Below are 23036 nucleotides of genomic sequence, written 5' to 3' on the forward strand. Positions count from 1 at the left end.
GATTCAGGGGACGAGTTGAAGTTTCTGGTACAGGGATTTGGCCACCTGTCTGGCGAATGGCTCGTCTATGTTCACGTACTTGACGTAGCTCTTGCGCTCACGGTTCGGCTGCTGGTCGAGTGCTACCTGTGGGTTCAGTGCGGTGAGTTGCGGCAGCATCCCGCTGCGCAGCACGGCAGCGCGGGCGTGGAGGTGCGGCAGCTGCATGCGTCTCGGGGCGTAAAGTTCCCGCCGCTGTGCGTTGTACCGCAGCACCCAGCGTTCTGCGCGGGCGAGTTCGGCGTACACCACGGTGCGCTTGTCGGCGATGAAGCCACTCATGCCGAGCCAGTAGATATAGCGGTGTGTGTTGTAGCGCTGGTACCGGTAGGCGCCGTGGAGAGGCGGCTCGCCTGGACCTTCGATATCTGTCCAAATGTCATTTCCTCCCTCGGACATCTTCTGCGGCTCGATGCCGCCGGGCCCCCGCTGCACGCCGCGCTCGGTGAGCATCTCCTGGAAGCGGGGAAGCCGCAGGGCGAGTTGATCCGCGGCACGGTCCTCGAAGGCGATGCCGAGTGCCTCGCACAGAGCGCGGCAGTCCTCGGGATCCGCCAGTGTCACCATCCGTACCGACGGGCCACCAGCCTGTCGCAGTGGCGAAAGCAGCACCACGGACTGCGCGAGGGTGGCGATATCGGAGTCAGGGTCCTCGTGTAGCCGTTCCAGCCGCTGCATGAGCCAGAGCGGCCTTTGCCCCACCAGGAGCGCGTGCCCTCCGGAATTGGGCATGGTGGTGAGGACCGGTGGCGTCACGCTCCAGATCCGGGCCTCCCAGTCCACTTCGACGTGACCGAGAACCTGCAGGTTGTACAGCGCGATGCGCCAGTCCGGCGCGGAACTACCCTGCCTGCCCTTCTCCAGCCATGCGTACGTGTCGCGGAAGGCATCGAGGCTCCCGGCGCCGCGTTCGGAGCACCATAGGAGCAGCTCGTCGTGCACGATTCACTTCCCTGACGTGTAGTCGGTCCAGTCTTGTGCGCAGGCCACCGTGGCGATGGTGATGTTTCCCGAGGTCAGCCTGCGCCAGTCGGCTTGGCTGAGAAATTTCCAGCTCCCTGAAGGCGCGCCATACGTGCCGGTTTGGACGACCGGGGCTCGCCGGACCCTGGCGTTCCGGGAACTGGTCACCTGAAGCAGCCATAGAGCTTGGAAAGGCAGAGCATCGAGCAGCGGATCGATGTCGATCGCGTGAGGCACGTGGTCCATGGTGGCGATCCAGGCCGGCGCTTCGGGAATGAGCTGGGCAGCGAGGCGATTCGCGCCCAGGGCGTAGATCGAGCCGCTGAGGCGCAGAAGGCTCATCGAAGGAAGCGGGTCGCGCTGATAGCTACCGAAGACCGAGCCGGACAAGTGGCCGGGCGGCAGCCAGGGGGCGCGCGCGGACGGACTTGCCGTGTTCTGGATCCTGCTGGGGATGGTGGCCAGCTTGTCACTCCTCGGAGGGAGCGCTAGCAGTGGCAGGGCAACGCTCTCCCGGTAGCGCTCGACCAGGGTGAAGGTGAGCTTGCGATTCCCGACCTCGATCTGGTGCTCGCCGGCGGAGTACACCCGGTCCGCCAGCCGGATCGTGATCGTGTCCGTCGCGGCCGGGGAAACCGGGGGCAAGGGCTCCCCGTTGATGGTGACAGTGCGCGGATGGTCATCGGGAGTCGCTGGCAGAACCAGGTCGGGCGCGTACCCGAGGAGGAAGGTCTGTCTGCCGCCATCGATGCGGAAGCCGCCGGACAGGCGGGCCAACTGCTGGTGCAGCGGGGCCAGCGGGCCGACGACGCCGGCGACGGTCGCGGATCGGGTCGGTGTGTAGCCGCTGAACAACGTCCAGCCGGACGGCACCTGAACCCTGCGGGGCCGGCGGACGGCATCTGATCCACAGGCAAGCATCACCGTCTCGGCCTGCGCTGCGCAGGAATTCTTCACCAATACCCGATGCGGCACCCCGATTTCCGCTGTATTGACGGAGGTCCACTTCCCGACCAGGTCGTTGGCCTGAAGGACGTAGAGGTCGCGGGCGGGGAGTATCAGTGTGGCGGCATCGGCGGCCAGTTCGAGCGGTGATCCCGGAGTGAGCTTCTGGTCCGGAGGTGTGAGAGGTAACCATTCCGCGCCTGAGGGAACCCTGATGACGTCGCCGTTCAGACTGAGCGATTCGAGACAAAGGTGGGAGGGAATGCGGGCTGCGATGCCGTACGGGAAACCGCCGGCATCGGTCGTGAGAGACAAGGGCACACACGGCAGGCCAGCGGCGTCTCTCGGGAGTCCGTCGTAGTGGGTGAGTTCCTGCTGCAGGATGCTCGCCAGGATCGGTCGCAACTCCGTCGATGCCAGAGCGCGCTGGATTCGCGGGCTGGGCCGATTGAGCCGTACCCACTCCTGGAACCGGGCGAGGAGTTCCGCTTCGGGGACGGAGTCTCCCGGCTGCGCTCCGATCGCTGCCAGGAACAGTCCAACCTGCACGCGGTCGGACCCGATCAGAACGGCTTGGGACAGGGACCAGCCGATGTTGACCTGGGTCGGATGGGGAATAGCGGAGGGCAGGCCGCGGCGGCCCCGCTCATGCTCGGTCAGCCACCATTTCAGGTGATCCCACAGGGTGGGGACGATCACGTCGTAGCCGTCCGGAATGCCGGAGCCTTCGTACAGGCCGAGCAGCTCGCGGAGCGGGCCGTAGTAGGAGAACCTGCCGAGCACGGTGCCCTCGGAGCGGTTCATCCGGGAGGCGGCGAGCACGGTCGCCGCGAGCACAGCGATGAACGGCGGAGTGCCGACGGCCCCATTCCGTCGCCACTGGCGAGCGCGGGAGGCGATGCCGTCGAAGGGGCCGCGGCCGAAGACTACGCTCCTGATGGCGGCCCGGAAGTCGTCAGCGGCAGCCGGGAGAGCTGCGGCGACCTTGGTCCGACTAGTCATCAGGTCGGCCAACAGGGCATCATCCACTGACAGGTACACAGGGGTTGCCGCTTCGCGGATGGCGAAGAAGTGTTCCGCGAGCGTTCTGTTCCAACCGTCATAGTCCATGGGCAACCCCCCTCATTTGCGTAGGAAGAAGTTAGCCCATCGGTGGGACATTGGCCGCTTTTCGAACGTGCGTTGGATATTATCCCGCCGCTGGCGTCCGTGCAGTTGCCGGACTGCCTTGACAATCGAGGTTTTCTCCGGTGAGCTCCCTATGTCAAGACTCTGAGCAGATCAACTTCGGGGAGTGCCTCCGTTGACCGCCGCACGATCGTCAGCCGGAACCCGGCCCATGGGGAAGGTGCTTTCTCTCTTCACCGGAGCGGGTGGTCTTGACGTAGGTCTGGAACGGGCGGGGCTGGACACCGTCGCGTGCGTGGAACTCGACGCCGAAGCCAGGTCCGTACTCGCGGCCAATCGGCCGGGATGGGCCCTGCCCGGTGATGGAGACGTCAACACGGCTGCCCAGCAGCTCGTGCCCCGGGCGCTGGGCATGAAGCCCGGCGAACTCGACCTCATCGCGGGGGGACCGCCGTGTCAGCCTTTCTCCAAGGCCGCGCAGTGGGCTTCGACGGCCCGCAGCGGCATGCAAGACGACCGGGCCAGATGTGTGCACGGGATGCTCGACCTGGTGGAGAGTTTCCTCCCGAAGGCATTGCTCATTGAGAACGTCGAGGGATTCCTGCGAGGCAACGACAACGCCTCCGAGGTCATCGAGGAGGGACTCACGGGCATCAATGACCGGCATGGCACTTCCTACCGGCTGGTGGCCGAGGTCGTCGACGCGGCCGACTTCGGGGTGCCACAGCACCGGCGCCGGGCCATCGGCATCGCCTACCGGGACGGTGCGGAGGTCCACCTGCCGGAGGCCACCCACGCGGACAACCCGATGCGGGCCTGGGATGTGCTCTGGGATCTCGAAGAGAACGAGAAGCCTCCCGCCACAGGGCAATGGGCGGCGTTGTTGCCTTCCATCCCCGAAGGGGGCAACTACCTCCACCTGACGGCCCGTGGTGACGGGGAGGAACTCTTCGGCTGGCGAACCCGGTACTGGTCGTTTCTGCTGAAGCTGGCCAAGGACAGGCCGTCCTGGACCTTGCCGGCGTCTCCCGGACCGAGCACCGGGCCGTTCCACTGGGACAATCGGCCCCTGTCCGTGCGGGAGCAGATGCGCTTGCAGACCTTCCCCGACGAATGGTGCATCGACCACCCGTTCCGCGCCGGCCGACGGATGGTGGGCAACGCGACCCCCCCGCTCCTTGCAGAGGTGTTGGGGCGGACAATCGTGGGAGACCTTGAACTGGGCGAGGCTTCAGCTAGGACTCGCCTCTTGGGGGGAACGCCTTCTTTGTTGCCCGTGCGTCAACTGAGGGTCCCGCGCGCCGTCGCGCCCGTTCCAATACCTGAGGCGTACCAACCGCAGGTGGGTGCCAAGGAGGCTCATCCAGGTGAGGGGGTTGGACCTTCACCCCGACGGTTGGCGACGAGGGGTTGACCTGCCCATAATCTGTGGCTGGGCGAACCTTCATCGGAGGAGGCCCCACGCCGCTCGCGCCCAGACGGCGTGCCGTGGCGGGTGCCAGTCAGCGCATGGCGCGGATCATCACGGTGAGAACCGGCGAGGCCAGTGACGGCTGGCTCTGCCCGATGTCCTCGTACCCCCACGACTCGTAGAGCGTGCGGACCTTCCCGTCCCCCGCAGCCGGGTTGACCATGAGCGTGACGAACTGCTCATCTCGGGTGGCGAGAAGGGCGTCATGAATGCGCCGGGCGGTGCCGGTCTTCCGCCAGGCTGGCCGGACGCCGATCTCCTTCAGGGCCACGGCCGGACGCTCGGTGTACTTGTCCGCTGGCATCGGGCTGGTGCGCTGCCAGTACCGGTCGCCGTGCTCGATGGTGTTGCCGTAGGCGTAGCCGACCGGATGTCCGTCCGCGTACGCGAGGACGGCTGTGAACCCTGGTTCGGTGGCGTGCCGGTCGATGCGCTCGCCGAACGCGGTGACCGCGTAGTTCGGCAGGTGGAGCAGCGGGGCGCGTACCTCGGCGTACACATCGAGGAGGTCACCGCGGGCGGGGGCCAGGGTGGTGAACGTGCGCAGCTCAGTGACGGGTGCCAGGGTCATGCGGCCGTCCTCCAGGTGGCCGTGTGCTCGGTCCAGGTCTGGACGGTTGTGCTGCGCGGTGCGGTGGCGCGGAGCGCGGCACCGAACTCTTGGAGCATGCGCGACACGCGGGCGTGGCGGGTGGCGGCGTCTGCGGGAACCTTCATCGCGGTGGCCGTTGCGGCCTCGGCGGCACCCTGCGCGAGAAGGGCGTGGGCGAGACGGGTGGTGGTGATAGCCCGGGACCTGACCATGTGGGGCCGGAGCGAAGACAGGCAGCGGTGGGCGTGGTACTCGGCGGTCGGGTAGTCGCCGAGCGCCAGGTAGGCGGAGAGGGCCAAGGAGTCTAGTTCGGCCTGGTCGTAGAAGGCGAGCAACCAGACCGGCCGGTGGTCGGTGGGATCGGCGCGCAGCATGGCGTCCTGCGCCTGCTCGAACGCGCGGCGTGTATCGGTCCGGTTCTGGGCCGTGCCGTGGATGGCGCCCTGGCGGGCCAGGCCGAGGGATGCGAAAAGCGGGTCGCGGCGGGTGAGGTGAAGGTTGCGGGCGACATCGTTGGCGGCGCACGCGTCGGCGGGGCGGCCCATGTGGCGGTACATGGTGCCCGCGTGACTCCAGATGCGGAACTTGATCGCTTGGTCCCCCGACATCTCCGCGAGGGCCTGGGCCTCGCGCATGTGCGCCTTCGCGACGTTGTAGCGCCGGCCGTCGATGGCGGCCCACATCGCAGACGAGCGGAATGCGGCTCCGGAGGCGTAGAGACTGCTGCGTACCCGCTGCGTGGCGCTGCCCGCGTTCTGGAGGTTGAGCGCCTCGTCGGCAAGCGCGGCGGCCCGCTCCTCGATGCCAGGTTGCCCGCCGTGGCGGTGGTCGCTGGCGATGATCTCGGCGAAGCGCTTGTTCAGCCGGTTGACGTCGCTCATGCCGATACGGCGTGGTGACGCGGTCCCTGGGGCGGCTGCTGCGGCAGCCGCAGCTGCGATGCCGCCGACGAGGGTACGGCGCTTCATGTCGGGCTCCTCCTGCTGCGATGGCGCTGGGGTGGGCGAAGGCCGGCCCCGTGGCACGAACCCTAAGGCGACGGCGGGTAATCCGGTGACGACCTCAAGTGCGGTACGCGTTGCTGACTTTGGCCAGGCAACTCGGCCCGCTTTCCACGCCCGGACCGATGACCCGTCGAGCCCGCCTACGTGTCCCGTCAGCTGTTCAACAGCCCTGTTCACGGCGTCGGCCAGGCTGTTTGAGCTGTATCCGTGCTCGGTCATCCACGCCTCAAGGACGGTGTTGCGGATCGCGTCCATGCGGGCACGGTAGCCCGCGCGCTCTCTACCCACCAGGTAAAGGGCAGGTCAAAACGTCCTAGGTAAGCCCGTCGGACGAGCACCTGAACGCCCTAACCAGACTGCCAAGCAACGGAGTTATCTGGGTGTCGGTCACTCCCCGCGAGCGGCTGGTGACGGCTCGGTCCGCCCCTGAAGAGCCACAAGGGAGGGGTGGAGCGGGCGCCGAGACGACACGAAGGCTTCATCCCATGCCGATTCTGAAGAAACCAGTTGAGGCGGTCCTCGCCAGCCATCCCACGTACAGCGAGATTTTTCCGTGTGAGCCGTCCACGGCCGAGACCGGACGCAAGCTCGTCCGGGGGGTTCTCGGGATGTGGCACCTCAACGACCTCGCCGACCGCGCCGAGCTGATCATCACGGAGTTGATCGCGAATGCCTCCAGGCACACCCCGTGCCCCGAGATCCGTCTCGTTGTCGGGCGGCCGAGCGCGACACGGGTACGCGTCGGGATCGTGGACGAGGAGCCGTCACGTCTGCCGGCGCTGAGCCACGCGGGCGAGGAGGACGAGTCCGGCCGCGGGCTGCTCCTCATCGATGCCGTGGCCGACCGCTGGGGCTGTGACCTTCAGAGCTCGGGCGGACGCCTGCGGGGCAAAGAGGTCTGGGCCGAACTCGGTACCGGGGGCGACGAGTGAGAGCCCGGCTGCGGTGCCCTTGCCTCTTCTGGTTCCCGTCCGCCCGCCGTTTCAGCTCTGGGCCGGCGCCGCCAGATATCAGGCTGCCGGATCGCCCGTCTCGACCGGCTGGTGAAAGGGCCGTTCCTCGATGGACTCGTCATGGATCACCGGTGACTGCTGGCTCGGTTGCGAGCGCACCGGAGTGCGGGTGATCTGGCTCGGCCCGGTGCAGTGGGACGGGCAGCACGCCCCCTTCTACGCATGTGAGCCGTGCCTTGATCGTCTCAAGGTTCAGGCCCTCACCCACCTCATGGAGCGTTGATCGGCCTCTGCTCGATCAGCCCCCTTGCACACAACTTCCTGGCGTGAGTGGGCGGTCCGGTCAGTACTTTCTGCGCGGGCCGCATCCCCTCGTGCCGGGCGGCCAGGAGCTGGTCCGAGGGCCAGCCGTCCGGCATCGCTCCTCTGGCGGCTCCTGGTGGGCATTCCAGCCCAGCTCAGCAACAACCAACGATGAAAAGGAGTGCAGCATGACGCGCAGCACCGTAGTGCCCAGCCGTACCGAAGTACGCCCGCAGATTCCGGGTGCATCAGACGGCTTCGACCTGGATGTTTCGCTCGTGGAGATCGCTGATCCGGCAGGTCTGGTCAACCTGACCGACGACAACTGCGGTTCCACCTGCGGCGCCTGCACCACCAACGTCGCCTAACGCCTGACCCGAACCCCAGGTCACCTTCGGTCTGGTGCCGTCGCGTCTCCGCGCGGCGGCACCAGCCGCCCATCCCCTCGCCCATGGAGGTCATCGGTGGTTGCTCAGCCCACAGTGTTCCGCGCCGGTTCCACCGCTCTCGTGCGTGCCGTGGCCCGACGGTCTCTGTCGGTTCCTCCGTGCCCTGACCCGGATGACCACTCGCCCGACGGCTCCTCTGCCTGCGTGACGTGGCTTCGCGAGGTCTGGGCGGACCAGGACATCGCCGAGGCCGTGGAGCACTCCAGCCCAGCCTTGGCCGTGCAGGTGCGGGCCGTGTATATGGCCGAGAATCCTCCCCATCGAGACGTACGGCGCGCGGCGCTGTCGGTAGCCCGCTACCTGTTGCGGGCCCAACACCGGGCGACACCCTTCGGTCTGTTCGCCGGCGTGACCGCTGCGGCGTTCGGCCCCCAGGCACGTGCGGAGTGGGGCAAGGCTCACATGGCCGTGGGCCGCGCGGGGGCGGAGTGGCTTGCCGCTGTGGTCGAACGGCTGGAGTCCTGCCCGGAACTCCTCGACCGGCTGCCCGTCGTCGTCAACAACACCGTGACGAGCCGGGGAGACCGGCTCATCGTGCCGTTCCAACCCGATGCCAGTGACGACCGGGTGCGCGCTGTCGAGGCATCCCTGGCCCTGACAGAACCGGTGCGTGCGGTCCTCGCCGTGACCCGGACGCCGATTCGCTGCGGAGCCCTCGTGGAAAAGCTCCGGGCGGAGTTCCCCGAGGCCGGTCCGGAGAAGGTGCGCTGTCTACTGGCGGAGCTGGTCCGGCGGCGCGTGCTGATCTCGAGCCTGCACGCGCCAAGCACCGAGACCGACGCCCTCGGGTATCTGCTCGACCAACTCGATGCGATCGACGTCGACAGCCTTGCGCCGGTAGCGGAGACAGCACGCGAGCTGCACGCGGTCCGGATGGGTTTGGAAGAGTGCGCCACGCGCGGCGGCCGGGACAGCACCGCGGCGCGCATGCGGACCCTCGTGCCCGGCTTGCGTCGGCACCCTGTCGCGCTTGACCTGCGGTTGGATGCGCAGCTCGTCTTACCTGAGGAAGTGGCCCGGGAGATCGAGCGTGCTGCCTTCATCCTGACCCGGGTGAGCACCCGCCCGTACGGGACAGCCGCGTGGAACGCCTACCACCAGCGCTTCTACGAGCGGTACGGCATCGGCACGATGGTGCCGCTCGTGGAGGCCGTCGCGGACAGCGGGACCGGCTACCCCGACGGCTACCCGGGCAGTCCTGCCGTTCCGCGTCGGCCCCGCGTCTCCGCGCGGGACGACTCCCTCCTACGCCTGGCGCAGGGCGCCGCGCTCGACGGCTGTGACGAGGTCGTGCTCACTGACGAACAGATTGACCTCCTGGACGTGGGGCCCGATGAGCCACGACTGCCGCCGCATCTGGAGGTGGGGGTGCGCGTGCACGCCGCCAGCCTGGAGGACTTGCAGCGCGGACGATTCCGGCTAGAGGTCGTGAGCGTGTCGCGGGGGGCCGGCGTTTCGACAGGCCGGTTCCTCGGCGTACTGGCACCCTCCGAGCGTCAGACCCTGGCCGCACAGCTGGCCGACCTTCCGGCCGCGGACAGCAACACCGTGCCCGCCCAGCTCTCCTTCCCGCCGCTGCTCCCGGAGAGCGCTCACGTCACCCGCGCCCCGCAGGTCCTGCCTACCTTGATCAGTCTCCAAGAGCACCGCGCACCGAAGGACACCGTTCTCACCCCGGGCTGCTTGGCCGTGGGGTGCGACGGCCGCCGCATATTCCTGGCCGCTCCGGAACGGGGGCGCCGAGTCGAGGCCGTCGGCATGAACGCGCTGAACCTGCACACGCACACTCCGCCGTTGGCGCGGTTCCTCGCCGAGCTGTCGCGCGCCCAGTGCGCGCAGGTCACCGTCTTCGACTGGGGCGTCGCAGCGGCGATGCCGTTCCTGCCGCGCCTGCGGTACGGGCGTACTGTGCTGGCACCCGCACGCTGGCGGCTGGAGGCGGCCGAACTACCGGGTCGTGCTCGCTCTCGGGGTGAGTGGGACACCGCGCTCGCCGCATGGCGGGCACAACGGGGATTGCCTCGCCGCGTGTTCCTCGTAGAGGACGACCGGCGTCTCTTCCTCGACCTGGACGAAGCCGGCCACCGGACGCTCCTGCTCCGACACCTCGACCGCTCGCACCAGGCCGTGCTCATTGAGGCCCCGGAACCAGAAACGTACGGTTGGTGCGGCGGGCGAGCCCACGAGATCGTAGTGCCACTCAAAGCGTCCCGATCGCCGTCCTGGCCGCCCCTGCCCGTTCCCACTCAGGCTCGCGCCCTCTCGGCGGCCCAGCTGCAGACTCCCGCCGCTTCATCGGTGCTGCTCGCCGCCTTGTATGGAGACCCTCGCCGTCAGGACGCCCTGCTTTCCCAGCACCTCCCCGGACTCCTCGAACGCCTGGGCAACCCGCCGTGGTGGTTCATCCGCTTCCGCGACCCGGACCAGCACCTCCGCGTACGCATCGCCCTTCCCGACCGCGGAACCTTCGCTCAGACGGCTCGCACCGTGAGCGAGTGGGCCGACGACCTGCGCAACGTAGGGCTGCTGGCAGATCTGCGTTACCCCACCTCTTATCGGGAAATGGGTCGTTGGGGCTCCGGCGCCGCTTGGGAGGCTGCCGAGGAGGTGTTCCGGGCAGACTCGCGCAGCGTCCTGGGCCAGCTCGCAGAGCCGCAGAGACCGGCGCAACGAGCGCTGGTGGCGGCCCACACCGTTGCCATCGTCTCCGCGTTCCTCGGCAGCACCGAGGCCGCGATGCGCTGGCTTGCCGACCACGTCTCGCCCACAGCGCCCGTGTCCGTCCCCCGCCCGCAATTCAGCGAGGCCGTACGGCTCGCGAACCCAGCCGACGACTGGGCCGCACTGCGCGAGGTCCAGGGCGGAGACGCCATCGTGTCGGGTTGGGCAGAGCGCGATGCGGCACTCGCCGCGTACCGGTTGCACCTTCCCGGCCCGGACACCCAGGGCATCGCCGTCGATGACGTCCTGACCTCCCTTCTGCACGTCCACTTCGTGCGGCACGTCGCGGTGAACTTCCCGGAGGAAGAGGTGTGCCTCTACCTGGCGCGCGCTGCTGCTCTGGCGTGGACTGCCCGCACCACCGGGAGGCCGGCGTGACCGTGCCCCCGGTGCTCGGCCTGGTCGATGCCGTTGCTGCGCGGCTCGCCGACCCCGGCAGGGCGCCTTCCGTCCTCCAGGCACATCGGCAACATCTCGCCTATGGCCCGCCCGGAATCGCGCTTCTCCACATCGAACGGGCGGCAAATGGCCTCGGACCGTGGCAGCATGCGCACGGCTGGCTCGCTGCCGCGTCTCACGGGTCCCTCACGAGCGGACCCGGCAGCCACCCCTTCTACGGGATGCCCGCCTTCGCCCACGCCCTTGCCTGCGCCGCCGACCATCTTCCTGGCTCTTACCAGCGCGCCTTGAACGCGATGGACCGGCAGATCGAGACCGACGTCAGACGCCGTCTCGACGCCGCGCATCGCCGCATCGATGCCGGATGCCTGCCGCAGCTCGCCGAGTTCGACACCATCCGGGGCCTGACCGGATACGGTGCCTACCTTCTACGCCGGAACTCAGGCAGCCCTATGGTGCGCGCCGTCCTCGACTACTGCGTACGCCTTACCGAACCGATCAGGCACTCCGGCGAGGACCTTCCGGGTTGGTGGACGGCAAACGGGCCCTCGGGCAGCCCGGACGAACGATTTCCCGGTGGGCACGCCAACACCGGCATGGCCCACGGCATCGCCGGAGTGCTCGCGCTTCTGGCCCTCGCCGCCCGGAAGAGCACCGTTACGGACGGGCACCTCAGAGCGCTGCGCGCCATCCTGGCCTGGCTCGACCGCTGGCAGGAGGAGACGGACCGAGGACCGGCCTGGCCGTACTGGGCCACTCGGAGCGAGCTACGCACCGGTCGCCGCGCCGCATCCAAGCTCCGGCGGCCGTCATGGTGTTACGGCACCTCCGGCCTTGCCCGCGCTCAGCAACTTGCCGCGCTCGCCATCGGAGACACCGAACGCCAGATCACGGCGGAGAACGCGCTCGCCGCCGCCCTCAGCGACCCGGACCAGCTCGGAGCCACGACGGACAACGGCCTCTGCCACGGTTTCGCCGGCCTCACCCACATCGCCGTCCGCACGGCCGAGGACGCCCATCCCTCGACCGTCGGTCGACTCCGAGCCGCGATCCCGGGGCTTTTGACCGCGATCTGCTCGGTGGACAACGACCTCGAACGCGCGGCCACGGCACTCGTCAGCGGCACCGGAGCGGGGCCCGGCCTGCTCGACGGAGCCGCCGGCACAGCCCTGGCTCTTCTCGCTGCCGATACCGCCGCACCGCCCCAGTCCGCCTGGGATTCCTGCCTGCTCATCGCCTGATTCACCGACCGAAGGACTTTGATGCCCCCCGACCGCTGGCACCAGCACAACATCACCTTCATCGACCGCGAGAGCGCCCTGCACGCCATCAACGAACGCGTCGGGCCCGCCCTGATCGCAGCCGAGACCGCGGGGCAGCTCACCGGCTGGTGGTTCATGAACAAACAGCCCTGGCCGCTGCGGTACCTCGCAGACGAGCCCTCCTCGATCATTGAGTCGCTGCTGAGCGATCTTGTGGGCGACGGGACGGTCGTGTCGTGGCTGCCCTGTGTCTACGAGCCCGAGTCCGACGCGTTTGGCGGCCCGGATGCCATGGACGCCGCCCACGAACTGTTCCACAGCGACTCCCGCCACCTCCTCACCTACCAGCCGGGCCCGGACCACCTGGGGCGCAAGGAGACTGCGGTCCTGCTGGCGAGCGCCATGATGCGCGGCGCCGGACTCGACTGGTTCGAGCAGGGTGACGTATGGGCGAAGGTCGCCGCCCTCCGGCCGGTCACCAGCGCTCTGTCACCCGTACGAGTTGACGAACTGACTCCGTTCGTGCGGAAGCTCATGAGCGCTGATGCTTACGGCCTGTCCCTCCGGGACGGCCCGCTCCACGGGCACGGGGCGTGGGTGACCGCTTTCGAGCGGACGGGGGCCACACTCGTCGGCCTCGCGAAACGGGGCGCTCTCACACGCGGCCTGCGAGCCGTCATCGCCCACCACATCATCTTCCACGCCAACCGCGCCGGTCTCCTCCGGGACGACCAGAGCGCTCTGTCCAACATTGCACGAGAGGCAGTCATGGGAACGAGTGACCACACCGCGTCGCCGACCGAGTCAACGACCAACGCCGATAGCGTGAAAGGGGTGAAAACCGACACGATGACCACCCCGACGTCCGATGCCGAGCGCCTCCGTAACGCACTGGTGGACCAGCTCCGCGCTGAGGGAAGCGCCCGCACTCCCGCCGTGGAGACCGCGTTGCGGACCGTGCCCCGTCATGTGTTCGTGCCCGATGTGCCGCTCGAAGACGCATACGCCAACGCGCCGGTGCACATCAAGTACGACACCGACGGCAGCTCGATCTCCTGCGCCTCCCAGCCGGGCGTGGTCGCCCTCATGCTGGACCAGCTCGACGCCCGGGAGGGCGAGCGCGTCCTCGAACTGGGCGCAGGCACCGGTTACAACGCCGGTCTGCTCGCCCATCTGGTCGGTGAGGGCGGGCACGTCACCACGCTCGATGTCGACGACGACCTCGTGGAGGGCGCCCGCGCGCATCTGTCCGCCGCCGGAACCACCAACGTGGAGGCGGTGACCCGAGACGGGGCCCTCGGCTACGCGGAAGGTGCGCCGTACGACCGAATCATCGCCACCGTGGGCGCGCACGGTGTGCCACATGCCTGGTTGCAGCAGCTTGCTCCCGGGGGCCGGCTCCTCGTCCCGCAGCGCCTTAAGGGCACGGTGTCCCGGTCCATCGCTTATGAGCAGCGCGATGGCCGGTGGATGTCCCTCGGTAGCGAGATGAACACCTTCATGCCGCTCAGGCGGGGCATCGCCGACGACGACCGCCGAGTCATCCCGCTCAGTGCGGACGGAACCGTACGGCTCCAGGCCCCCGCCGGGCAGAAGATCGACGCCGAGGCCCTCGCTGGCGTCCTGCACGAGCCGCGCACGGAGCAGTGGACGGGCATGACGGTCCGCGCCATGGAGTCGCCGGAGTGGATGGAACTGTTCCTCACCTGCTCCCTTCCCTCCGGCCTGATCCGGATGCTGTTCCCGCAAGCCGCCAAGGGCACTCTGCTCACCGAGGACCCCTACCCCTCCTCGACCGCAGCCGTCGACAAGGGCGCCGTCACCTACCTCGCCCGGCGTCTGTCGGAGAAGAAGACTCCCGAGGGCGGCAAGCTGTGGGAGTTCGGGGTCATCGGCCACGGTCCCGGCAGCGATGAACTGGCAGCAAAGGTCGCCGCAGCCATCCGCGTGTGGGACCTGGAGTACCGGGGCCGCGAGGCCACGTTCGAGATCCAGCCCCTCGACGCCCCCGCGATCGAGCAGCGAGCTGGCCTCTTCGCGCTCGACACCCCGCTGAACCGCATCGTCGTCGACTGGCGGTGACACCCAACGCGTAGTGGACGGTGGCCGCCAGCATGTAACCGGCGGCCACCGTCGCCTTACCCGTCCTCACGCACACCCGGGGGAGTCCATGGACCCGCACGGAACCACAGCTCAGCGCTTTCCGCTCGTCGCCCGATTCCGGCCCGCTTGCCTCCCCCTGCCGAAGCGCGTGCGCGCGCTCGTCGACCTGGCCGACACCGCGATGGCGGAGACCGATCAGGGGGTGGCGTCCTCCGTCTACAACCAGGCCGCGCTCATTGCCTCCGATCTCGGCCTTCCCGACCTCGCGCGCGAGATGTGCCACGAGCACGCTGCCGCCTATCTCCATGCCTGCCCCCTTCCCGCCATGAGCGCGATTCGCGGCTTGGAGCCCGTCGTCAATCTCGCCCGCCTCCAGATCCGTGGCGGCCACGCCGATGTGGGTCGTCAGCGGCTGCTCGACCTGTACGCGGCTGTCGGGGCGGGCACACCAGCCAGGTTCGAAGGCGTTGCGATCCCGGCGGACCTCAGCGCCACAGACAAGGACCGCTACGAGGTCGTCGCGTGGCTGTGGCGCGTGCTTCTCGCGGACGGCACGCGCGCTCTTACTACCGGGGGGCGCTGGTCCGAGGCCCTGGCGCACATTGAGACCCATCGAGGCGTGGGCAGGCGAATGCTCGACGGACGCCAAGTAGCGGTACTCGCCTCGCTTGCTGCGGGAGATACGACACACGCCTCGGCACTCCTCGCCGACACGATGCCCGGCGAGCCGTGGGAGCAGACCGTCACGGCATGCCTGACTGCCCTGTGGCGCCGCGACGCGGGACAACCAGTCGACGGTCGCCTGGCGGACATGGCAGCCACCTACCTTGAGCGGGAGGCCGAGCCGGGGATGACCGTCTTCGACATCCGGCTGGGCCTGACCGTCCTCGACGTTGTCGGGTCCGCCGATCTTCCCGCCGCGCACCGCATCGTCGAGGACTTGCACCGGAGGGCGACGGAGGCCGAGGACGGCTACGCGGCCCGTGAAAACTTGGCGAACTCTCTGTTCATCGGGCTCGCTACGAACCGGCAAGAGCAGGACTGCCGTGCTCTGGTGCGAGCTTGCGCCCTCGGGGCAGAGACCCTCCCGGACCAGATGCAAGGAGTGCTGTCGGCGGCTCTGCGCGCCGCCGACAGCGTCATCCGGAAGAGTCTCGCGCCATCAACGCCGGTGCCCCCGCGATGAATGCGAAGCCTGGACGGCGGCTGCTACGTGGGGCGAGGGGACGGAGCGCTGTACTGAGCTGCGGGCCATCGCTGCACGCGCTCGTACACTGGGTGCCGGACGTGCGCTGAGACGCTGGATACGCCAGGCCAGAGTCCTTGCCGGGGAGCGGGCGTTATCCAGGGCACGTTGGTCGGCGGCCTGCCGGAGGAGTTGTTCGGGGTCATGTCCGGCGGCTTCGGCCTTGGCGAGGGCACCAGTGAGGGTGCTGAAGGCAGCATCTTCGACGATCTGTTCGGCGTGCTCGGGCATAGCTTGGTGCAGGTGGCGGACGTGCCGGTCCACGGTCTGCTGGGGCGGTTGATTCAGGGCGAGGGCGGCCAGTGGCTCGGCTACAGCCTGGTGGTAGGCGGCCTTGAGGTGGACGACGGTCTGCTGAGCGGCGGCTACTTGCTGGTCGTGGTGGTGGAGCTGGTGCCAGCGGGCGGCGGCGGTGACCGCGAGGATCGCGGCGTCGAGGAACATCGCCAGGGCAGTGCTGTCCTTTGGGGCGGGCTCGCGAAGCATGGTCCGTACGGCGCTACGGAGGGCACGCGTGTGGTGGTGTTCGGCGTGGATGCGTGAGCGGGTGGCGCGCTCGAATGCGGCTGTCGCCTCACGGAGTTGGTATCGCAGGTCCTGTGGTGCAACGAGCGGGAGGGCATCGAGGGCTTCACCGAAGGCTGCCAGGTGGCCCTGCGCGGCTACGTCACCAGCCTGGTCGAGGTGGTGGGGAATGCGTTCGACGGCGGCGGTGGCCTGGTGCCAAGGGTTGGGCTTGCGTCGGCCTGGCTGCTCGATGGGCTGCGGGTCGATGCCGTTGAGGCGTTCCCGGATCTTCGGGAAGGACAGGTCCGGGGAGAGTTCGGAGCCGGAGAACCAGACGGGCCCACCGTCCGCGTTGGTGTTGTCTGTGCGCGCGACCTTGTAGCCGCGTACGTCACCGGATGGGAAGTACACGACTTCGACGAGCATGTCGTCGACGTTGCTGAGCAGAAGGACGAACTCTTCCATGCTGGCAGCGGCGGCCACAGCGGTTCGGACGGTCGCGCGCAGGCGTTCGCGGGCGGTCTTGGCCTGGCCGTTTCGGTGGGCCTTCTCCTGTTCCGCTCGGGTGGGGCGTTTGGCGGCGGTGCGGTCTCCACGGGTGACCTGGTGGAGCCCGTACTCCGTCTCCACAGCAACGAGTTCGCGGTCGGCGGTGAGGTAGTCGTTCCAGTGCCGTGCGGGGCGCAGGTCGCCTCGGACCTTTGTGGCGGCGATGTGGATGTGGTCGTCGGCATGCCGGACGGCGACCCAGCGGCAGCCATCTGGGTCGTCTGTCGGGGCGATGCCGGTGGCCGCGACGACACGGTGGGCGATGTCCGCCCACTCGGCGTCGTCGAGGAGGCGGTCGCCGGGAGCGGCGCGGAGGGAGCAGTGCCACACGTGCTGCTTCGGGGCGCGGCCGATTCGGTCGGCTTGCTTGACGCGTAGGTCGAGGTCGTCGACGAGCTGTTTCCTGGTCGTGGTGATGTCGTCGGCGCGGCCGGGGTCGGGGGCGTAGCCGTCCCAGGAGGCGACGAGGTGGGGGTCGGTGTGTTCGTTGGCGCGGCCTGGTCCGTAGAGGTAGCGGATGAGGCCGGCGGTGCTCTTGCCGCTGCTGATCTTGGCGATCATCGGTGGCTCTTTGTGGCAGCGGCCTGGTTGGTGGCTGCCGCGATGTGGCGGACGGCGGTGCCGACCGCGGCGAGGGTGCGTTCGGTCTGGGCCAGGGAGGCGGTGTCCCCGAGGTGGGGGCGGTCGCCGGAGTTGAGCTTCCTGGCGATCTGGTTGATGTTGTGGCCGATCTTGGCGACCTCGCCACGAAGAGCGGTCAACTCGTCGATGTAGTCGTCGAGTGAGGTGCGTTGGCTGGGCAGGGCGAGGTCTCGGCGGATGTGGGCCATGACGACGGCACCGACGTAGTGGGCTGCGGCGATGTTCAGCGATCGGGCCATGGCCAGGATGGCGGCCTTCTCGTCGGTGCTGTAGCGGACGTCGACGCGCTCTCGGCGCTGCGTCTCTTTGCGCTGTCGGCGACGCGCGACGCGATGCAGTGCGGCGGCTTCGGCGGCACGCGGTGGCGAAGCGGCGGTGATGCTGACGGGCTGGTCCTGCTCGGGCACCCCCTGGTGCCCGAGGTCCTCCGCCACCCCCGGGGCGGAGGCATCTGCGTTGGACCGGCCCCTGGACGGTCCAACGCCATACCTTGCTCCGCCTGATGCCTGGGTGGAGGTCAGCTGCTGCCGAGATGAAGCGAGTTCGTTGGCGGGGTTGTGCATGTGGGCTCCTGCAAGCAGTGGTGAGGGCGAGGCCCGCCCCTCCCGTACTGATTCGCGGGAGGGGCGGGCTGGAGTGGCCTGGGCCGTGAGGTTCAGCCGGCGCGGGGCGTGGCCTTGTCGAGTTCGGCCTGCAGCAGGTTCTTGACCTCGTCCAGGCGGGCGCGGGACATGCCGAATCCCTTGTCCCGGATCGCCTTCTCGACGTTGCGGCGTGAAACGCGGTTGCCTCGTCCGAGGGGAGCCGTACGGCCGATGTCGATGGCCTGCTCCAGGGAGATACTCGGCTGAGCGCCTCCCAGCTCGTAGGGCTGGTGCGGAGGCTCTGCCTCGTAGTTGGTGCTCGTGGCGGGTGGCTCAGCCGGCTTGCTGGTCTCCGTTTGCGCGGCGTGTTCGTGGCCGTCGGTGGCGTTGTGGCCGTTGCCGTGGCGGTCTGTGGCCGTGGGACGTCGGGCGATGAGGAGGTAGAAGTGGACGGCTCCTGCCAGGGCGAGTGGGGCGATGGCGGAGATGGCTCCGACGGTGAGGTCGTCGAGGGCGAGCCCGTTGTGGCGAGCTTGCTGGTTGAGGCGGATGGCGTGCAGGACGTTGGCCCAGATGCTTGTGCCGGTGGCGATGCCGACCAGCGCCGAGACGTAGAGCCGGGCGGACAGTGGCGCGGTCCGCAGGACGAGCAGGGCGCCGATCCCGATGGCGATGAACCCGTCGATGACGAGCGGGAAGGCGTAGGTGAGCGCCGGGTGGATGTGGCTGGCGGCGGCCATCTGACGCAGGGCGTCGTAGGAGAGCGCGAAGGCTGCCACGGCCAGCAGCGCCACACCCGTGCGGATCGCTGCGGCCAAGGGCACCGGGGCAGTGGACGGTACTGCGGCGAGGGTGGGGGAAGGCAAAGGGGAGTGCTCCAGGAGTACGGAGGTGGGGCTGATGTGGCCCGGTGGTGGGTGGGAGAGACCCGTCGCGACTCGTCGCGTGCCTGGTCAGGGCAGGTACGGGTGCGGCGGTGACATCGAGTCGACTCGTCACCGGACCTCGACTCGTCACCGCGCTGACCTGCGCGGAGACGAGTCGCGACGGGTCGTGCCGGGTCAGGCCCCGGCCGTGGCTTCCGGTACGGGCTCGGGGCAGTAGCGCGCCCAGGAGTCGGTGAACTGCAGGAGGGCATAACCCCGGGCCTGGACGTTGCCGTGGAAGCGGCGGGGGGCGGAGCTGATTCCGTACTCCTTGAGCAGGATCTGCAGGCCCCGAGGGGTCAGGCCGTTAGCGGTGTACTCCGGCCAGGGGGTCTCGGCGTCCTGGTTGAGGATGTCGAGGAGACGACTGGTGCGGAGCGCCGGTGGGTTGCCTTCGGTGGCGAAGGCTCGGCGGATGTCGGCCAGGAGACGGATGCCCAGGCTACTGCTGTCCTGGTCCTGCTCGGCCTCGTGCTTGGCCATGACCCGGCAGGCGGTGCGGGCGAAGCCGGGCCACGTTCCGCTGGCGAGATCGGCGACGGATACCAGCGGCTGCCAGGTGTCGGCCGCGCGGTCCTGGACCGGCATGGCAGGGGTCAGCTCCATCGCGTCGGCGTGGAGCGGGGCCAGCCAGGCGACGAGCCTGTCGCGCAGCGCATGGAGGGGCGGGGTGTCACGGTAGGTGCGGAATTCCTCCACCTCCTCGCCCGGCCTGCGGCGACGCATCCGGATCACTATCGACCGGTCCATGATCGTGTCGGGCAGGTCGCCGATGCCCGCGAGGGCTGCCATGGCGAAGGTGGGGAACTTCGCCACCTCGTGGTTGGGTCCGCTGACCCGGAGAGTGGGGCGGTTGCGCTGGTGTCCCGCGTTGAGCAGGCCCCGCATCTCTTCGTTCTTCTCCGCGACCTTCGCAGAGCCGAAGAGGGTGTCGGCCTCGTCGACCAGCAGGGTGGGCGGGGTATCGGTGATCGACCGGAACACCGCGGCGGCCGACGCGTTGACCGTGATCAGCGGATCGTGGACGCTCTCGGTGATCACATCCAGCAGCCGTGACTTGCCACACCGCTTCGCCGGCCCCACCACGGCCAGCCGCGGAGCGTGCTGCCACGCCGTCTGCAGATGAGTCGCCGCCACCCACAACGTCACTGCCGTGAACGCTTCCTCGCTCGGCAGCACGACATACCGACGGATCTGCTCCCGCAGTTCCGTCAGCACCCGCTCCCCCTCGGATGCCGGGGCAGCATCGGGTATGGCGGCGGCGGGCGGCCCTCCCGCTGGAGAAGGGCGGCCCGCCGGCTGGCCGGGTACGGCGACCGGCGGCCAGGAGGGCTTGTCGGGGGTGGAATAGGGCTCGGTTCCCGCGTGTTCCACGGGGCAGCTCCTCGTCTGGCGGTGGTGGGCTTGCGTGCCCTTGCCGCCGGGTTGGTTCTTCCAGGGCCGCTCGGGGTTGCTCGGGCCTCCGGCGTTGCGTCGCCGGGGGCCCATTTCGTTGCCCGAGGGAACACGGACCGTACGGCCACACGCGCCCACAGTCCAGCGATTCTGTGTCAGCTCAACGCAGAATCGTTTGCTACGTTGCCGTCCCTTCATGCCGCCAGCCCGAGCAGATCCAGCAGATCTGCGGTCACAACCCGGTAGGCGTTGCCGAGCCGAAGGACCTTGCACGGGTACGCGCCCCGCTTCGCCAGCTCATACCCTTTGCTCCGACCGAGGCCCAGGGCACGGTTGCTGGTCTCCAGGTCAACGGCTACCGGCAGGGCCAGCAAAACCTCCCGGCTCATCCCCTTGGACGGCCCCCCAGTGGTGTTTTCGCGCATGCGGCATCCCTTTCGGTACAGCCCTCGGCGAACGCGGTCATTACGTCCGTCTCCAGGCGTCCACCAATCAGCATCCTCAAGCTAATGTGTCTGTATGACACAACGTGGTTTCGATGATGAAGAGGACGACTTCCCGGAGTGGGTGGACCGGGTCCAGGCAAACGTGGCCGGTGAGGTCCGCCGGAGAAGGAAGGAGATGGGGTGGAGCGCGCAGGAACTGGCCGACCGGTGCGAGGAGCTCGGGCATCCCATCCCGCGCAACGTGATCGCCAACATGGAGTCGGGGCGCCGGGCCAGCCTCCCGCTGGTGGACGTCATCGTCTTGGCCGCCGCCCTGGAGACGTACCCGGCCTGCCTGATCTTCCCGGTCGGCTACGTCGACCGGACCCAGGAACTCCCATTCCAGAGCCTCGTGCCGACCTGGGACGCCCTGCGTCGCTTCACCGGCGAACAGGAAGTCCCCGGACACGACCCGGGCCTCGTGCCCGACTTCGAAGCCCACGCCAGCCTCGTACGCACCGCCCTGGCCGCACTCGACGAACAAGAGCAGGCACGGTTCGCGGCCAAGACGGCAACTAGTCGCGCCCAGCAGGAAGAAGCCGAACGCAAGCGGAGTGCGTACGCCGACCAGGCCATCAGCGCCAAGTACAAGCTCCGCTACCTCCGCCGCGACCTCCGCGACGACGGAGCCACTCCACCCGATCTCCCACCCTCGCTCCACGACGTCGACCCGCCCGAATGGGCCCCTGACTCCACCACGGAGGAACGCCATTGAAAGGCTCCACCCACCGCCGCTGCTACTGCCGCGACCCCAAGACCGGCAAGCCCCTCGGCAAGAAATGCCCCAGGCTCGCCGGCCGCAAGCACGGCTCCTACTCCGTACGCCAGGAACTGCCGCCCCGTGCCGACGGAACCCGCCGCTCCTTCAGCCGTGCCGGCTACGAGAGCCTCAAAGCCGCGCAAGCCGACCTCGACCACATACGCGCGCTCCTCGGCCTTGCCGACGCCGACGACTCCGAAAATCTGGATCAGATCGCCGAGTTGCTGGAGAAAGTGGCAGACGAGAAGGCCGCGCTGCCGGACATCGAGTCGACCCGTCGGCGGCTGAGTCACGGCTTGGACCTCACCAACCGTTTGACGGTCGGCGAGTGGCTGGATATCTGGCTGGCGGGCAAGAAGGGACGGCAGAGCGCGATCAGCCGCGACGAGAGCAACATCCGTGTCCACCTCCAGCCGCGCATCGGACACCTACGGCTCGACCGCATTCGGGTCACTCACCTGTCGGAGATGTTCGAGGCCATAGCCGAGGCCAACGTGGAGATCGCCGAGGGGAACGCCGCACGACGCAAGGCGTCCGAGGATCTCGCACAGATCCCCTGGAAGGGGCGAGAGCCCCGCGCCCGCCGTAAGGCGATGAAGGCGGCCATCGCTGAGATGGATCCCTACCGCCGCATCGTCGGCCCGGCTACGCGCCAGCGCGTTCGCTCCACGCTGCGGGCCGCTTTGAACGCCGCGATCGCCCAGCAGTTGATCACCTTCAACCCGGCCGCCCACGTCGAGTTGGACGCGGGCAGGCGCCCCAAGGCGCTTGTATGGACAGAGGAGCGCATCCTCCACTGGAAGCGCACCGGCGAGAAGCCCTCGCCGGTGATGGTCTGGACGCCGGAACACACCGGCCTCTTCCTCGACCATGTAGCCGAGGACCGCCTGTACGCGCTGTTCCACCTTGTCGCCTTCCGTGGACTGCGGCGAGGTGAGGCATGCGGTCAGAGGTGGACCGACACGCACCTGGACGCCGGGCTTCTCACGGTCGCCAAGCAACTCGTGGTGAACGGCTGGGAGGTGTACGAGGACGATCCCAAGACCGACGCCGGAGCGCGCACCATCGCCCTCGACTCCGACACGGCCCAGGCCCTCAAGCGGCACCGCGCCCAGCAGGACAAAGACCGTGAGAAGTGGGGGAGCGCCTGGGTGGAGACCGGAAGGGTCTTCACCCGCGAGAACGGAGAACTGCTCCACCCTGCCAACGTCACGCGACGATTCATCGAGCTGTACGAGGCGGCGGGCCTCCCGCCGATCCGACTCCACGACCTCCGTCACGGCGCCGCGACCCTGGCTCACGCGGCCGGTGCCGGCCTCAAGGACATCCAGGAGATGCTCGGCCACTCCTCGATCACCATCACGTCGGACACGTACACGAGCCTGCTCCCCGAGGCGGATCTGGCAATTGCGGAGGCTGCGGCCCGGCTCGTACCGCGGGCACGGGTCACATCCTGGCACACCGGACCCGAGGTAGATCCTCAGTCCGAGGAGGTGGAAAGCACTGTGCCGGATGGTGCCGATCCGTTGGGAGATCCTCAGGCAACCGGCCGCCGTCCGCCCACGCAATCGGCCCCGAACGAGGAGTTCGAGGACGGATGAATCTGCTAC

General features: G+C 68.5%; 19 protein-coding genes. 10 read left to right on the forward strand and 9 right to left on the reverse strand.

The features are described 5' to 3' along the window. Positions 1–3: 3 nt before the first annotated feature. Positions 4–981, reverse strand: coding sequence for a hypothetical protein (locus J7E96_RS11390; RefSeq protein ID WP_215130143.1), 978 nt, complete (start codon positions 979–981; stop codon positions 4–6). A 3-nt stretch (positions 982–984) separates the two neighbouring features. Continuing rightward, the gene (locus tag J7E96_RS11395) at positions 985–3057 is read right to left on the reverse strand and encodes a hypothetical protein (RefSeq protein ID WP_215130145.1); all 2073 of its coding nucleotides are present in this window, start codon (positions 3055–3057) and stop codon (positions 985–987) included. A gap of 229 nt (positions 3058–3286) precedes the next feature. On the opposite strand from J7E96_RS11395, the gene J7E96_RS11400 reads away from it, so the two are divergent. Further along, complete coding sequence (locus J7E96_RS11400) at positions 3287–4489, forward strand: DNA cytosine methyltransferase (RefSeq protein ID WP_215130147.1); 1203 nt, start codon at positions 3287–3289, stop codon at positions 4487–4489. Positions 4490–4577: 88 nt separating this feature from the next. Here J7E96_RS11400 and J7E96_RS11405 read toward each other — a convergent pair whose 3' ends face one another. Further along, positions 4578–5117, reverse strand: a complete 540-nt coding sequence (locus J7E96_RS11405) for a GNAT family N-acetyltransferase (RefSeq protein WP_215130148.1) — start codon at positions 5115–5117, stop codon at positions 4578–4580. Then, a complete protein-coding gene (locus J7E96_RS11410; RefSeq protein WP_215130149.1) occupies positions 5114–6397 on the reverse strand; it encodes an XRE family transcriptional regulator in 1284 nt (427 codons plus the stop codon). Before J7E96_RS11410 ends, J7E96_RS11405 begins: the two co-directional genes overlap by 4 nt. A 230-nt stretch (positions 6398–6627) precedes the next feature. On the opposite strand from J7E96_RS11410, the gene J7E96_RS11415 reads away from it, so the two are divergent. The 7 genes from J7E96_RS11415 (at position 6628) to J7E96_RS11445 (ending at position 15518) form a co-directional block, all read left to right on the forward strand. Then, complete coding sequence (locus J7E96_RS11415) at positions 6628–7074, forward strand: ATP-binding protein (protein ID WP_215130150.1); 447 nt, start codon at positions 6628–6630, stop codon at positions 7072–7074. A 130-nt stretch (positions 7075–7204) separates the two neighbouring features. Continuing rightward, positions 7205–7378, forward strand: a complete 174-nt coding sequence (locus J7E96_RS11420) for a hypothetical protein (RefSeq protein WP_015612046.1) — start codon at positions 7205–7207, stop codon at positions 7376–7378. Between the two features lie 208 nt (positions 7379–7586). Next, positions 7587–7766 carry an FxLD family lanthipeptide gene (locus J7E96_RS11425; RefSeq protein WP_016825826.1) on the forward strand — a complete coding sequence of 60 codons (180 nt, stop codon included), beginning with the start codon at positions 7587–7589 and terminating at the stop codon, positions 7764–7766. A gap of 225 nt (positions 7767–7991) precedes the next feature. Next, positions 7992–10946 (forward strand): lantibiotic dehydratase, encoded by a 2955-nt coding sequence (locus J7E96_RS11430; RefSeq protein ID WP_215130151.1) that lies wholly within the window; start codon positions 7992–7994, stop codon positions 10944–10946. After that, positions 10913–12208, forward strand: coding sequence for a lanthionine synthetase C family protein (locus tag J7E96_RS11435; protein ID WP_215130152.1), 1296 nt, complete (start codon positions 10913–10915; stop codon positions 12206–12208). The genes J7E96_RS11430 and J7E96_RS11435 overlap by 34 nt, the downstream gene beginning before the upstream one ends. Positions 12209–12229: 21 nt before the next feature. Continuing rightward, positions 12230–14311, forward strand: coding sequence for a methyltransferase, FxLD system (gene fxlM / locus J7E96_RS11440; protein WP_215130154.1), 2082 nt, complete (start codon positions 12230–12232; stop codon positions 14309–14311). 88 nt (positions 14312–14399) lie between these two features. Further along, positions 14400–15518 carry a hypothetical protein gene (locus tag J7E96_RS11445; RefSeq protein WP_215130156.1) on the forward strand — a complete coding sequence of 373 codons (1119 nt, stop codon included), beginning with the start codon at positions 14400–14402 and terminating at the stop codon, positions 15516–15518. On the opposite strand, the gene J7E96_RS11450 is transcribed toward J7E96_RS11445, so the two are convergent. From J7E96_RS11450 to J7E96_RS11470, 5 genes are all read right to left on the reverse strand, one after another. Continuing rightward, positions 15495–17195 (reverse strand): relaxase/mobilization nuclease domain-containing protein, encoded by a 1701-nt coding sequence (locus J7E96_RS11450; protein ID WP_215130158.1) that lies wholly within the window; start codon positions 17193–17195, stop codon positions 15495–15497. The genes J7E96_RS11445 and J7E96_RS11450 overlap by 24 nt on opposite strands. Beyond that, positions 17192–17710, reverse strand: a complete 519-nt coding sequence (mobC, locus tag J7E96_RS11455) for a plasmid mobilization relaxosome protein MobC (protein WP_308295911.1) — start codon at positions 17708–17710, stop codon at positions 17192–17194. The genes J7E96_RS11450 and mobC overlap by 4 nt, the downstream gene beginning before the upstream one ends. Before the next feature lie 221 nt (positions 17711–17931). Beyond that, the gene (locus tag J7E96_RS11460; protein WP_215130162.1) at positions 17932–18726 is read right to left on the reverse strand and encodes a DUF2637 domain-containing protein; all 795 of its coding nucleotides are present in this window, start codon (positions 18724–18726) and stop codon (positions 17932–17934) included. Between the two features lie 195 nt (positions 18727–18921). Continuing rightward, the gene (locus tag J7E96_RS11465) at positions 18922–20160 is read right to left on the reverse strand and encodes a DUF3631 domain-containing protein (RefSeq protein ID WP_215130164.1); all 1239 of its coding nucleotides are present in this window, start codon (positions 20158–20160) and stop codon (positions 18922–18924) included. Between the two features lie 215 nt (positions 20161–20375). Next, a complete protein-coding gene (locus J7E96_RS11470; protein ID WP_215130166.1) occupies positions 20376–20606 on the reverse strand; it encodes a hypothetical protein in 231 nt (76 codons plus the stop codon). Between the two features lie 94 nt (positions 20607–20700). Between J7E96_RS11470 and J7E96_RS11475 the strand changes: the two genes are divergently transcribed. Together J7E96_RS11475 and xerC are read left to right on the forward strand one after the other, a co-directional pair. Then, the gene (locus tag J7E96_RS11475; RefSeq protein ID WP_215130168.1) at positions 20701–21381 is read left to right on the forward strand and encodes a helix-turn-helix domain-containing protein; all 681 of its coding nucleotides are present in this window, start codon (positions 20701–20703) and stop codon (positions 21379–21381) included. Continuing rightward, positions 21378–23027 carry a tyrosine recombinase XerC gene (gene xerC / locus J7E96_RS11480; protein WP_251069738.1) on the forward strand — a complete coding sequence of 550 codons (1650 nt, stop codon included), beginning with the start codon at positions 21378–21380 and terminating at the stop codon, positions 23025–23027. The genes J7E96_RS11475 and xerC overlap by 4 nt, the downstream gene beginning before the upstream one ends. The last annotated feature ends 9 nt before the right edge of the window (positions 23028–23036 follow it).

Source organism: Streptomyces sp. ISL-96, from assembly GCF_018614035.1.
GTDB lineage: Bacteria > Actinomycetota > Actinomycetes > Streptomycetales > Streptomycetaceae > Streptomyces.